Genomic DNA, 13278 nt, shown 5'->3' with positions numbered 1-13278 from the left:
CTGTCGAAGGGTGCTGGCGTGTTTCTCACCGCTCAAACACGCCGGTGCCGATATGCTCGTTGGTTTTATTTTCTATACCACCCTCCCATGCTTCAATTAAGCTCATGACACCGGCGGCTTCTTTGCCGATGTACTTGCCGTTGAATTCACCGCCATCAAAGCAGCCATTACTGCCACAGGATAATTTATCCAGTGATATATTATTGAGGGGGTAGGTTTCTTCTTCGGACGAGTCATAGGGCGAGCCATACCCTTGCAGTACTCCGTAGTTTTTCAGGTGAATCTCAACTTTAGGGCCGTCACTGTCTACCTTGATAAAGCTGTCGTCGGTTAAAATGTGGATAATATCATCATCACCACTGTTAGGTACTAGGCCGGTACCGCCTTTCCATTTAAAGGTGACACCCCCGGTGAGCGAGTCGCTGAGGGCAGTGAGCGCCTGTTCTCTCAGTGTTGTGCTACTGGCTAATTCGTCGGACGCGCTGATAAACGGAATGTTTTGACTCACTGTGTTGCCATCAGGCGCAGAAGGTTCAGGCGTTTGCTGGTCCCAGTAGCCCCATACCACGTTGCCATTGGTCACGACTTGGCTGCCTTGTTCGGTGGGGGCGATATTTTGCTGATAAAAACTGTTTAAAGTTTCTCTGTAGGCTTCGGGGGCTAAGCTGTTGCTGTAAGTGGGCGGAAAGTCGATCCAAGCCTCGGGTGCTGGCTCACGCCCGAAGCCCAGGCTGCCGTATGCGCTGCGGTCACCGCCGTCGACTTCGGCGTAGAGGTTGCCAATCACGCCGTCGACACTGCCTTCTTGAGCATCACGCGTGCCTATAAAGCGCGAGGTGAAGTGGCCACCATGAACGGGATTAGCAAAAGTAGTATCGCTTTCCCCATCATTGATTAATTGCGGTGTGCCAGTCTCGACTTCTTGACCATCACTTGCTGGGGTGGGGAATGTTAACGTTTGTTCGTCTTTGAAATCCATCCATGATTTGGTTGCTCGTGCTGAATAGACACCGCCACTGTTCTCGACACCACTCCCCAGATAGAACTGAGCTTGGGCCTGCAATTCAGAACCTTCATCCACCAGCAAGAATTTTGAGTCCTTAAGTACCTTTAAATCTTCATACTCACCTTCTCCCTTGGTAGTCAATTCACCGGGAGTGACAAGTGAGAAGCTGATGTTATTTTGCGCGGTCAGCGGCTCGACTTCATTAATGTTGAGTATTTGATTGCTGCCGACGTAGTGTAGATCTCCAACCTCGCCCAGTTCTTTCACGAAGCTTTCGTAGTCGCCGCTCAAGCGGGCTATATCATTGCTGTTCCACCGGCCCCAGTAGATGTCGGTGGCGCTGCCGTTCGTGGCGTCACGCTCACCCAGCGAGATCGTCTGGAAGTTGGCGGGCGCGGCGCCGACCTGGGTCTGCAGGCGTTCTGCCAACTCACCTTCGGTAGTGGAAATCTCCGCAGCGGTTAGCGCTTTTGGCTGTTCTGTCTCTTTTTCTTGGTCGTTCCAATAGGTATTGCTTGCCGAGAGCGGCGCGTAACTGCTCTCTCCGCCAGTGGTGAGTAAGAGTTCACCGGCCTCTCCCAGCACGGTCGGGTCGCTGCCGCTCGCACCCTGGGTGAGCATGGCTTCAGTGGCCCCCATTTCTTCAGTGGGCTCGAAACCTAACTGCTGAGCTGGCGGCTCTGGCTCTGGTTCCGGCTCTGGTTCTGGCTCTGGTTCCGGCTCTGGCTCTGGTTCTGGCTCTGGTTCCGGCTCTGGCTCTGGTTCTGGCTCTGGTTCCGGCTCTGGTTCTGGTTCCGGCTCTGGTTCCGGCTCTGGCTCTGGTTCCGGCTCAGGTTCTGGTTCTGGCTCTGGCTCTGGTTCCGGCTCAGGTTCTGGCTCGGGCGCGGATTCTATGGCGTCTTCTGCGTCTTGTTCTGTTTCTGCCAGTGACACGTCAATTTCGGTTTCGCTTTGGGTCTCCTGCAACTCGTTTGTGTCGACGGAGGTTAGCTCGGCGTTGTCAAAAAACGTGCCTTCCGTGGAGGTTGTTGTCGTAGGGCTGGTGTCACTTGCTGGTGGTTCGGTGCCTTGGGCGGCATCTGTTGAAGGTGTTTCCTCACTCTCGTTTTCGCTGCCTTGCGGCATGTTGTTATCAAGCTGCTCAAAGATGTTGATTCCGCCAGGCACTAGCTGTGGCGCAGCATCGCGCGATGGTGAGAAGAAGACTTGCCCGGGGCGAATCAAGGTTTCGCCGGCATCCGTCGACATGGCCAGCATGCCGCTTTCGACGTAAAGGTAGCTGCCTGGGTTGACGCCGGGCAGGGCGTCGCTTCCGCCTTCGGGTATGTGCAGAATTTGAAAGCTGGTGCCGCGGATGCCCATGGTGGCAACAGGGGTGCTGTGCGTCACGTTTTCCGGGGCGTTGCGGCCGATGGCGCCGGTAATCGCGCGCAACCCGCCACGCAGCAGCTCGCCGCTTTGTTCTGAGTCTTCCGGTGAGTCTTCGTCGAGTTCGTAGCGCTCAAGGGTGTAGGTGCTGCCGGGGCGAATGGCCTTGGTGCCGCCGTCGCTGTAGCGTAGCTGCAACGTGCTGGCGTCGGCCGTGTGAAAGGTGTCGCCGGCGAAAAAGTCCGCGCCGCGCTCGGCGGGCATGCGCTCGCCGTCGCGCTCGATGGTCGCGTCGCCGTGAACGAACATCACTCGCCCAGCCGGTGTGTCGGCAAAGGAAGGGAAGGGTAGCAGCGCCAGGCTACCCAAGCTTAGCGAGGTGACGCGGGCCAGTGGGCGCTTGTGAAATAAACTCATAACAATCCCCGTTAGAAAAGGTAGCGAAGCCCTAGCTGTGTTTGGTAGCGGCGCGTGTCAAAGAACTCGATCGAGGAAAGGCGGCGTTCAGCATCGGCACTGGCTTCCACTAGCCAGTCGCTATTGAGCTGGTAAAGCCATGCCAGCCGCGCTTGCCAAATGCGGTCGCGACGCTCAGTGGGCGAAAAGTCGTTGTAGAGCGCGAAGCCGTCATCTTGATAGGTGCGGATTCGGTGGTTGAGATCGGCGCGAATCAGATGTTGGTCATTAATGGGGTAATCCAAGCCGGCGCCAAGGCGCACTTGAATAAGGTCCCCGCCATCGCGGTCGCTATCGGCCCACTCGTGCTCAAATTGCGCGCTTAAACGCGTGCGGAAATCAGCGTGGTTGGTCGCCCATTGAATACCCATACGGCCAGCATCGTAATTATTGTTGGAAGCGCTAAAGCGGTTATGTTGCGCGCCGAGCTGCCAGGTGAGTTCGCTGTCTAAGCCGATGGGCTGGCGTAGATCGGCCGCGGTACCCCAGCGGGTGAGCAAGCGGCTTTGCTGTTGACCACTCCACCCCTGTAGCGCCGAGCCGCGCAGCGTCAACACGCGTTGCGCTTCTAAATCACGCTGATAGCCCACTTGGGCTTGGGCGAGGGTGAGATCGTAATCTTGCGCGGCTTCTTCGGTATAGCGCTGCGCTTGGCCGGTGGTACTGACTCGCCAGCGGGACTGTTCATCGATAGGGAAAACACCCTGGTAGCTGCCTTGTAGGCGTTGATAGGTACTGGCGTCGCTGCTGAATACCCGCTCGTCGAACTGCGAGGGGTCGCCATTGGGTTCAAGGCCCATCTCGATAAGCTCGTCAAACACTTGGCGTAAATCAGGCTGCAGCGGGTCGATGGCGATTTCGTCAGGAAACCGCTGTGGATTGCTGTCATAGCCGAGATCCACCCCTAAGCGGGCTTGGTGTTGCGGGCTGCTTTCCGCTTGGCGGCGCTGCTCAATCACAGCTTGAAACCGGGCAATGGCCTCTTGCGCTTCGGGCGGTGGCGAAAGCGCTTGCAGCTGTTCGATTTCACGCTCGGCAGCGCGGCGCTGGTCAAGTTGTAGTAACGCGGCAACCCGCTCCATGCGGGCGCCGGCGTGGTTGGGTTGACGTAAAATCGCCCGGTCCAACGCCATCAGCGCGTGACTGGGCTCGCCCGCGCGCAGGGCGGCCACGCCCAGCCAGTAATCGAATTCAGGGGCGCCGCTGTGCTCGATTTCAAGCGCTTGCAGTTGCGCGTAAGCGCCTTGGTTGTCGTCTTGGGCGAGGGCTTGTTGGGCGCTTTCGAGTTCGGCTTGGTAGCCCCAGACCAAAGAGGCGAATGACATGCTCAACAGAGTGCCAAAAAAGCGGCGGCCAGTGAGTCGGGAGACATTGAGCGGCATAGCATTCCTCATGATGGCAGTACCCAGTTTAGGGTGGGGGGAAGGTATTGGCGTAGCTCGGTGGCGATACGTTCCCGCTGTTTGGGCTTTAAGTGAGTGATCCATAGCGCTTTCGGCAGCGTATCCAGGCCATCGAGCAGGGTGGCGAGTCGCTGCGGCGTTAGGTGGTGGGCGATTTCTGCCAGGTGATCCAGGTGGTTACTAAATGCGCATTCAATAACCAAACGATCCAGCGCGCCTAAGCGGTTAAGCGAGGCAATAGTGGTCTCGCTTAAGCCGGTATCGCCGGAAACGGCCATTTGGGAGGTGCCATCGCTAATGCAGTAGCCGCAGGTGGGGACGCCGTGAGTCACGGGAAAAGCGGTGGCGTGCAAGGTGATGCCAGCATCCGCGGGCAAGGCAAACGGCTGCCATAAATGGATAGGCACAAGACGAACGACCGGCGTATCGGCCGAGGGTAGGCGAGTGAAGTCAGGCCATACATGCCCGTTGAAAATATGCGCTTTCAGCACGTCCAGCACCTCCGGCAGCGCATAGACGTTTAGAGTGCGCTCTTGCTCGACAAGGGCTTCAAACTGCGTGTCGATCAGCAGGGGGAGGCTGGCGATATGATCAAGGTGCGCGTGCGTGATTAGGATGCTGCTCAGTGAGGATAGAGCGGTGTCACTAAGCCGCGAAGCCCCTGTGCCCGCGTCAATGAGCGTATGGGGCGGTAGGTAAAACGCACTGGTGCCTTGCTGTGGCTCCAGGCCGCCGCTGGCGCCAAGAGAATGAATGTGCATAGCGTTGTTAGTATCTTTGGTTAGTGTTTTTGCATAAGCGTGAATCGTAGACCTAGACGGATAGTGTGGCAGGCAATCCCGGTAGCGACGCCGTATCCACGGTATCAAACTGGTCATCGGCAAGGTATTCACGCGCGTAATCCAGGTACACGCCTTCCTCGACAAACACGGCGAACAAGTCAGGGTCCAAGTGGTTGTCTTCGACCATGCGGCCCATGATGGTTAGCGCTTGAGAGAGCTTCATCGGCGCTTTGTAGGGCCTATCCGGCGCGGTGAGCGCTTCGAAAACGTCGGCAATGCCCATCATGCGGGCCGGTAGGGACAGTTGCTCGCGGGTGAGCCCCTTGGGGTAGCCAGTGCCGTTCATGCGCTCGTGGTGGCCGCCTGCGTACTCGGGCACGCGCTGTAAATGCTTGGGGAATGGCAATTCATTGAGCATGTCGAGCGTGGCGGTCATATGGCCCTCAATGATTTTGCGCTCGTTCTTATTGAGTGTTCCGCGGCGAATGCAGAGGTTTTCTAGCTCATCGGCGGTCAGCAGCGGTTGCTGCTGGCCATCGGCGTCTTGCCAGGTCTTGCCAGCGATGGCCTGGAGGCGCGTGATATCCTCGTCATGCATAAATTCACCGCCGGTATTGGCTTGGCGGATAAACGCTATGTCATCGGTAAGTTGTTGCTGTTGAGCGGCAAAACGCTGACGTTCTCTGTCGGCGAAGGGCTGACTCTGGCGATAAGCCTCAAGTTCGGCGCGTAGCTGCGCCGCGTCAAGTGCCTGCTGTTTCGCGGCGAAGCGCGCCTCGACCATGGGCAGGCGGCTGAATAGCCCCTCAAGCTTGGTCGACTTCTCCATCACGTGGTGGGGCGTGACGACCTTGCCGCAATCATGCAGCCAGGCAGCGGTTTTGAGTTCGTAGCGGTCCCCGTCACTGAGATGAAAGTCAACGACTTCAGGGCGCGTTGAGCGGTGCGTGGCTTCCGCCAGCAGCAGGGTGGCTTCTGGCACGCGTCGGCAGTGGGCGCCGGTGTGCGCGGATTTGGCATCAATCGCCGTGGCGATCACGCGGGTAAAGCTGTCGAACAGCGCCTGCATTTCGGCAATCAGGCGCTGGTTGGTGATGGCGACGGCGGCCTGAGAGGCCAGCGATTCGGCGATATGCTGATCCGCCTGGCTGAAGGTGCCATCGATATCATCAGCCGTATGTTTGTTGAGCAGCTGCAGCACCGCCACGACATCCCCTTCGTGGTTGTGCATGGGCACGGTGAGAAAGGCGCGCGAACGGTACCCCGTGGCCTGGTCAAATTGCCGGGTGCCCGAGAAATCGAACCCTTCCGCTGCGTAAGCGTCTTCAATGTTGACGGTGCAGTCGTTTAAGACGGTATAGGCGACGACGAGATGCTCATTGGGCGAGCCATCGGCTTGGTGCAACGAAATCGTGGGGAATTGATCGCCTACCGGATCGCTAAGCCCTCCGAGGTGAATATTTAGCGTGTCGTTCTGCACGATCGCGAACGAGAGTTGCTGCTTTTCGGCATTGACGGTGTAGAGCGTGCCGGCGTCCGCCCCGGTTAATTCGCGCGCGCTAGTGAAAATGCGCTCAAGCAAGGCGTCATGGTCACGCTCGGAGGAGAGCGCAATGCCGATTTCGTTGAGTTGACGAATCCGGGTAATGTCACCGTCACAAGCGGTCTTGTCCATAAAGCATCCTAATTACGCTTGTCTGCACTCAGCATATAGGCTTATTCGTGTTAATGCCTAATAGGATGGGCAACAATATTTCCTCAGTGCAAAGCGCCTTGGTACGGTTAGCGCGTCAGCTTGTTGGCCATGTCCATGCCTATCGTCCCCTGCAGGGCGTCTTTCAGCTCGGGGTCGCGCTGATAAAGCCGCTCTAGGGTGGATGCCGGCCAGGCGATATAGCGCACCGGGGCTTCGGCGACGACATCGGCGCTGGTGAGCTTACCGCTGATAAAGCTCATTTCACCGGCGAAATCGCCCGGCTGTAGCATCGCCCGTCGCTGTCCATCGGCCTTGACGCTGGCTTCGCCGGAGAGCAGTAGCAGCAGGGCATTCAGTTCGTGTCCTTGATGGATAAGGTGCTCGCCAGAAGGCACCTCATATCTCTCAGCCCGCTGCATCAGGCGCCGAATCTTGCGCGGCTTGAGCAAACGCAAGGTGGTGTGCTTAAGCCATTGCTCCTCGTCGCTGAGCTTTACCGGGCGACGCTGCAGCAGCAGAACGGTTAGGTTGAAGGCATTGATGACGATAAAGGCGACCTGCCACACCATCGCCGAGTAGAGAGGCGTGGCTTGAAAATAAAAATAGGGTAGCGTACTGATCGCGGCGAGAATCGTAATCGCGCGCAGGTAAGCCATATCGCGCACCATATACGCCAGGCAAAACAGGATATTGGCAAAGAAAAACAGCGCTACAGTAAGCACATGACCCCCATTACGCCACGACGCTTAGGCAAGTGATCCAAAATGCTGAGTATGAGTAAACAAGTGTTACAAAAGACCTATAACAAAAAATAAAAAAAAGCAGAATTTGAACCTGCGACCCTGGCTTCGTAGGCCATTCCTAGTGATTAATTTTTCGGGCGAGCCACCGGTGAAACCTTAAATAATACAATAAGATCATAATCTTAAAGACAAAATGGTCACTCAACGATTTTCATCCTAAAGCCAATTACCACCAAGATGCGTCCATTGGCGATACAAAGTTGGCACATAGCGTGATTTTTCCGCGACCTATTTTGACCCCTTAGCCAACTCGCCATTGACACTGGCAACTGCTCTGGTTGCGTGTTGAACACACATATCGCCTCAGCTGAAAATTGAGGCATCATACGCACCACCTGCCCTACTTGCCACCGTGCTAAACTCACCGCCAACGACACAAGCGAACAGGTATATCATGGGAGGCCTCAATGTCATCGGCGTAAGTTGCCTATTGGTATTCAAACGTTCTCAGATATCCGCGAAGGCGATTATTACTAAGTCGATAAAACGCCGTTTATTGAGAAGCTCGCGAACCAAAACAAATACTACTTTCTTTCCCGCCCACGGCGGTTCGGCAAAAGCTTGCTGCTGGATACCCTGCGCTGCCTATTCGAAGGCCGTGAAGCCCTGTTCAAGGATCTCTATATTCACGACAAGTGGGACTGGCAGTCCACATATCCCGTGGTGCGGATCAGTTTTTCAAACGGTGTGGTCAGCAGCCGTCAAGACCTGGACGCCAACATCCGCTAACAACTGCAGCAGCAGCGAAACGTCTTGGGCATTGAAGAACCGCCACCCGAGCGGATTGCCGACGATTTTACCAACCTGATCGAGCACGCCTATCGTGTTCATGGGCAACGCGTCTTAGTGCTGATCGATGAGTACGACAAGCCGATTCTGGATAACCTGCTCAACGCTGAGTTGGCTAGCGAACTGCGCGAGGGGCTAAAAAACCTCTATAGCGTACTCAAGGACGCCGACCCGCATCTGCATTTCATATTGCTGACCGGCGTTTCCAAGTTCAGCCTGCTTTCAGGGCTGAATAACCTGAACGACATTACGCTGGATGCGCCCCTCGCGCCTATTTGTGGCTACACCGACCACGATATTGGTGCGGTATTTGCACCAGAGTTACCTGGTCTTGACCGGGAAGAGATTCGCCGCAGGTACAATGGCTACTGCTGGGGTGGGCAGGACGTTGAAGCCGTCTACAACCCTTTTGACGTGCTGTTGCTGTTAGAAAAGCGCAAATTTAACATTTACTGGTTTGAGAGCGCCACGCCGACCTTTCTGGTGGACTTGCTTAAGCAACGCGGCATCTTCACGCCGGCGTTGAGTCAATTGCAGACAGAAGCCGAGCTCTTGGGGCGCTTCGATGTCGATCATATCGCTACGTAAGCTTTGCTGTTCCAGACCGGTTACCTCAACGTGCATGCAGTCGAAGAGCCCATGACCGGCTACTGGCTCTATACTCTCGGCTACCCCAACCACGGAGTGGAAACCAGCCTCAATCAAGCCCTTTTACCGGTACTCGGCGTACGAGAGCCACCCAGAGAACGATTGACGCTGTTTCGTACTCTGCAACGCCATGACTTCAGTGCCCTGAAAACTCCCCTCAAAGCCCTCTATACAGACCTACCTCATGACTGATCTTACCCAGCAACAGTGGACACTGGTTTAAGCGATCATTCGGGCTTCGAAGGCCTCTGGGCTGATCATCCCAATAGCACTGTGCCGCCGTTGTTTGTTGTAGTCCAGTTCGACGTACTCAAACACCTGGCGCCTCATATCGTTTCGCGTTTTAAATTGCTCCCCATGGATCGCTTCAACTTTGAGACTGTGGAAGAAGCTTTCGGCACAGGCATTATCATAGCAGTTGCCTTTGGCGCTCATGCTGCACGTAAGCTCATGCCGGGTAAGCAGCGATTGGTAACGCGTGGAACAGTACTGACTACCTCGATCCGAATGGACTATCACGCCTTTGGGCATTTTGCGTTTCCATAGCGCCATCTGTAGCGCGTCACAAACAAGATCGGCCGTCATACGCTCACTCATTGCCCAACCGACCACTTTACGAGAGTAAAGATCAATGAGCACTGCCAGGTAACGCCAGCCTTCGCCCGTCGCCAAGTAGGTGTTGGGTCGGGCCGGGACGCCCTGTCAGCTTTTCAGCTGATGGGTTTCCCCGGCCCGCCCGCCGAACCGGACGTGCGACTCTCACCGCATCCGGCTCTCCACAAGGTTATGCCAGTTTGTCGCTTGCCCAAGGTGTCGGGATCCGAGCTCCCCGGTACCGGTATCGAGTCACTTCGACCCGGCCGGGGCGGAACATCTCGGCTCGTCCGTCGCGCAGTACCCACCCGGGTAGGTGGCGACGGATCAATTTTCCCCATCCCTGCTTGGGGTGCCGCTTACGCACCCAGTTAACCACTCGCCAGAAAGCGAAGTAATCAAGGTAACTGAATGTCTTGGCGGACACGCCATGCCGGAAGTACTGACACCAGCCTCGCATCACGCGATTGATAGCATGAAGAAGGTCGGCAAGTGTTCGATGTTTGTTCCGACGCGTCAGAGAGCGCACCTTGGCTATTACCGTCTGTAAGCTTTTCTTAGACGGATAGGTGTAGGTGACTCGCTTTTCGCCGCGACCTCGCCAGCGCCGGCGTTGGATATGCCAGCCAAGGAAGTCGAACCCTTCGTCAATATGGCAGATTCCTGTCTTCTCCGGTGAGAGCCGAAGCCCTATCGGAGCCAATACCTCTGCCACCTCTTGCCACAGTGCGTTTGCGTCTTCGCGGTGTCCATGAACCAACACGACAAAGTCGTCCGCGTAGCGAACCAGCCGCATCACGGGGGTTCCCGCTCGACGACGCTTGGCCCGCGTCCATTCAGGCCCGAGCGCTTCCCATTTCTGAGTGAAGTGCTCGTCCAGTACAGACAAGGCAATATTGGAAAGGACGGGTGACAAGATTCCGCCTTGAGGGGTACCGGTAATGGTCGCGCGTGCTTGGCGATCCTCTTGGAGAATGCCAGCCCGCAGGAACGCTTTGATCAACCTCAGCACACGTTTATCGGCGATGCGTCGACGCACACGTTCCATCAGAGCCGTATGGTCGATCTCGTCGAAGCATGCCTGAATGTCACCTTCGAACACCCACTCGTAGTTCCGCTGAGCGGTGGTGAAGAAGTGAATCTCGGCAATCGCGTCCTGAGCTCGTCGATGCGGGCGAAAGCCATAGGAGCATGGCTTGAAGTCCGCTTCGAAGATTGGCTCCAGTACCAGTTTTAGGGAAGCTTGAACCACACGATCCAGTGTTGTCGGTATCCCAAGCCGCCGAACTTTGCCGTTGGCTTTGGGAATCCGTTTCTCACGGACTGGCAGTGGCCTGAACTGTTGTGCCTTGAGCTCAGCTCGTAGCGATTTCAACAGGTCAATGGCATCATCCCCGATACTGCAGGGGGTTACACCGTCCACACCGGCGGTTCGCGCTCCTTTGTTCCCCCTGACGCGCTGCCAGGCCACCTTCAGGAAGGCCGGGTCGCATACCAGGTTGAACAGATCATCAAAGGGACGCTGGCTGTCCGCCAGTGCCCACTGGTGCAGCTTCTTCTGGAGTCCAAGTACCCGTGATTCCGCCAACATCAGGCTGGGCCACAGTGCATCGGTATTCACCAACGACCTCCTTGAATTTCATTAGGCATGCAACCTTGCTGGACCCCTTCGCCATGTAGACGGCTTTCGCGTCCTCGGACTACTACGGATCCTCCGCCCCCCATCGTCGGCCTCGGCTGGCTACGCGCTTTCCCTGCCATCGCATGACGGCGAGGGACCGACGATGGGGTTCCCACGTTCACATTGGAAACGCTTGTCAGGCTTGGTGCCCCGCTATGCCCCAGCGGTTTCGCCATGGTTACGCCGCAGGCCTTCACCATGGCCTCGCCAACCGTCGACACACTTCGGAAGGCGAGTTCTCCCTGAGCTTGAACTTCAGGAATGCGCACCGCAACCCCGCCCATATCCGCCAGATTGGAGCGGGTGGGTCTCTCTTGAGGGGCTTTATGACACGGGTTTCTCTCGTACACCGTCCTGTCTCGCTAGCAGAGCCCGCGCTGTCTGGCAGTACCAGCACGACTCCGCGTTGTCAGGGCTGCTTGCCGCTCTTACTCCCGTACCGGAGGTCGAGCTGCCCTCAGCTTCTATGGGTCTGCTGCGACAGACCCATGGCAGTGCTCTTTCATCACTGCACGTTTCCAAAGCGCCTCGTGGCGCACAATGTCACCCACCCACTTTTGATTAGGGGCTGAGGCCGTGAAGTTTTGCTCTAGTAGATTCGGTGTGACTGGCAGCGAATGCCGTGAGTTCGTGGTGGTCTTGAACTTACGGGCTGCTTTAGCGCGCAAGCCCTGACGCTGCAAGCTGGCAGCTACTGTCTTACGATTGATCGGCATCCCGTCATCGCGCAGGTCCAGTGCTAATCTCGGAGCGCCTGAGCGCCCCTTGCGTTGGTGATAAGCCTTGGCCACGTGCTGATCGATAATGGCTTGCTGGCTGCGTTTTGGGGACGATGCTCCTCCGCGCTGCCGCCAAGCGTAATAGCCACTTCGAGCGACCCCGACAACATGGCACATACGCTGAATACTGAAAGCCTGACGATGACGGTGGATAAAGGCGTACTTCACTTCAGGCTTTTCGCAAAGTACACCGCGGCCTTTTTTGTGATGGCCAGCTCTTCATTCGCCTCGGCTAGTTGACGCTTCAAGCGGGCGTTTTCTTCTGCCAACGACCGCTCTCGCTCAGATGTGTCTTGCTGCAGCTGTGCTTTAGATCGCCACTGATAGAGCTGACTCGCGTGTATTCCCAGTTCACGAGCCGCTGCTGCAACGCCAATGCGATCAGCAAGCGCTAATGCTTCTTGCCGATAGCCATCTGAGTAACGGGTATATGGTTTTTTCTTCATTGATGTTGTCGATCTTGCCATGGTTCACCTCATCGTAGCGTATGACATTCTTGAGGTGTCCACTGTTACTGGGCAGGATCAGTGCCCATGATACGCAAAATGTGGTCACTTCGGGCCGGGTGCGTTCGTTTGATGAGCCGCTGCATTACTGGATCGAAGATGTTGATCTCAACCGGGTGGAAATCAAACCGCACGAACTGATTGCCCCGCATCTGGGCAAGGAAGTGGAAGTGGAAGGCCAATTCAGCTTCTCGCGAGAAACGGGCCGCCTGCTGCAAGCGGAAAGCGTCAGCCCGGTTAACCCTTGAGCTAGCTTTCTCGCTGGCGATCAGTTCCAGCACCTGATGACCTGGGTGCGATAGCCCACAGATAGTCACGAAATGGCAGAATCGCTGATGACCGAGCAGGCAAACCCTGTACTTGAACCAGACCGTTTTACTCCTCTGCAGGAGGCGAATTTCCAGCCTGTAGCCCCCTCCTACCTGAAGTAATTGCGGCTAACGATGCTAACTGTGCTGCTATTGGCTGCACCCCTTGGGTGGCAGTTGTACCAATTGGCAATCAGCCTGCCACTGATTGTCATCTTGGCTCTATTGCTTTCAGCATCCGTTGGAGGGAGGCGATCCAGTCCGGCAGGCTCTGGCTCCAGGTGGCCTCGGCGAAGGTGTAGCTGGAGGCGCCAAGCACGGCGATAAAGACCTGGGCCTTACGTATCTCGCCGATGCTCCGGTTCGCCACCGGCACGGTCGGTCCGCATTAATCGATAAAGACCTTCTCACCGGCCCGGTGAACCTGGTGCATGGTGCGTCGCTGCCGTCCCCGCCAGA

At 56.5% G+C, this 13278-nt stretch carries 9 protein-coding genes and 3 pseudogenes; 3 read left to right on the top strand and 9 right to left on the bottom strand.

Features of this window, described 5'->3' with window-relative positions; genetic code table 11:
• Nucleotides 1-25: 25 nt before the first annotated feature.
• The 5 genes from BQ9846_RS16810 to BQ9846_RS06425 all read right to left on the bottom strand — a co-directional run bounded on the left by BQ9846_RS16810 (nucleotide 26) and on the right by BQ9846_RS06425 (nucleotide 7433).
• Nucleotides 26-2791, bottom strand: coding sequence for a FecR family protein (locus BQ9846_RS16810; protein WP_210433177.1), 2766 nt, complete (start codon nucleotides 2789-2791; stop codon nucleotides 26-28).
• A gap of 11 nt (nucleotides 2792-2802) precedes the next feature.
• Entirely contained in the window at nucleotides 2803-4212 is a 1410-nt protein-coding gene (locus BQ9846_RS06440) for a hypothetical protein (protein ID WP_075879974.1), read from the bottom strand.
• An 8-nt stretch (nucleotides 4213-4220) separates the two neighbouring features.
• On the bottom strand, nucleotides 4221-4994 hold the full coding sequence (locus BQ9846_RS06435; protein ID WP_075879971.1) for a 3',5'-cyclic-nucleotide phosphodiesterase: 774 nt from the start codon (nucleotides 4992-4994) through the stop codon (nucleotides 4221-4223).
• Nucleotides 4995-5046: 52 nt separating this feature from the next.
• On the bottom strand, nucleotides 5047-6690 hold the full coding sequence (locus BQ9846_RS06430; RefSeq protein WP_075879967.1) for an HD domain-containing phosphohydrolase: 1644 nt from the start codon (nucleotides 6688-6690) through the stop codon (nucleotides 5047-5049).
• 107 nt (nucleotides 6691-6797) lie between these two features.
• Nucleotides 6798-7433: a Crp/Fnr family transcriptional regulator gene (locus BQ9846_RS06425; protein ID WP_075879965.1), complete on the bottom strand. Its 636-nt coding sequence runs from the start codon at nucleotides 7431-7433 to the stop codon at nucleotides 6798-6800.
• 576 nt (nucleotides 7434-8009) lie between these two features.
• Between BQ9846_RS06425 and BQ9846_RS06420 the strand changes: the two are divergent.
• Together BQ9846_RS06420 and BQ9846_RS16970 are read left to right on the top strand one after the other, a co-directional pair.
• A pseudogene (locus BQ9846_RS06420) lies at nucleotides 8010-8891 on the top strand (ATP-binding protein).
• A gap of 30 nt (nucleotides 8892-8921) precedes the next feature.
• Entirely contained in the window at nucleotides 8922-9143 is a 222-nt protein-coding gene (locus tag BQ9846_RS16970) for a hypothetical protein (protein ID WP_235818930.1), read from the top strand.
• A gap of 27 nt (nucleotides 9144-9170) precedes the next feature.
• On the opposite strand, the pseudogene BQ9846_RS06415 reads toward BQ9846_RS16970, so the two are convergent.
• The 3 genes and pseudogenes from BQ9846_RS06415 to BQ9846_RS16965 form a co-directional block, all read right to left on the bottom strand.
• Nucleotides 9171-9629 (bottom strand): annotated as a pseudogene (locus tag BQ9846_RS06415) (IS3 family transposase); the annotation flags it as partial.
• Between the two features lie 106 nt (nucleotides 9630-9735).
• Complete coding sequence (gene ltrA, locus BQ9846_RS06410; protein ID WP_144049389.1) at nucleotides 9736-11166, bottom strand: group II intron reverse transcriptase/maturase; 1431 nt, start codon at nucleotides 11164-11166, stop codon at nucleotides 9736-9738.
• A 599-nt stretch (nucleotides 11167-11765) separates the two neighbouring features.
• A pseudogene (locus tag BQ9846_RS16965) lies at nucleotides 11766-12472 on the bottom strand (IS3 family transposase); the annotation flags it as partial.
• Between the two features lie 80 nt (nucleotides 12473-12552).
• Between BQ9846_RS16965 and BQ9846_RS06395 the strand changes: the two are divergent.
• On the top strand, nucleotides 12553-12759 hold the full coding sequence (locus tag BQ9846_RS06395; RefSeq protein ID WP_083651492.1) for a hypothetical protein: 207 nt from the start codon (nucleotides 12553-12555) through the stop codon (nucleotides 12757-12759).
• Between the two features lie 271 nt (nucleotides 12760-13030).
• Here BQ9846_RS06395 and BQ9846_RS16960 read toward each other — a convergent pair whose 3' ends face one another.
• Nucleotides 13031-13189, bottom strand: a complete 159-nt coding sequence (locus BQ9846_RS16960; protein WP_235818929.1) for a hypothetical protein — start codon at nucleotides 13187-13189, stop codon at nucleotides 13031-13033.
• Nucleotides 13190-13278: the final 89 nt, after the last annotated feature.

The organism is Vreelandella massiliensis (assembly GCF_900155385.1).
GTDB lineage: Bacteria > Pseudomonadota > Gammaproteobacteria > Pseudomonadales > Halomonadaceae > Vreelandella > Vreelandella massiliensis.
Note: the sequence above shows the minus strand (reverse complement) of the source record. Positions and strands in the feature narration are given on the sequence as shown.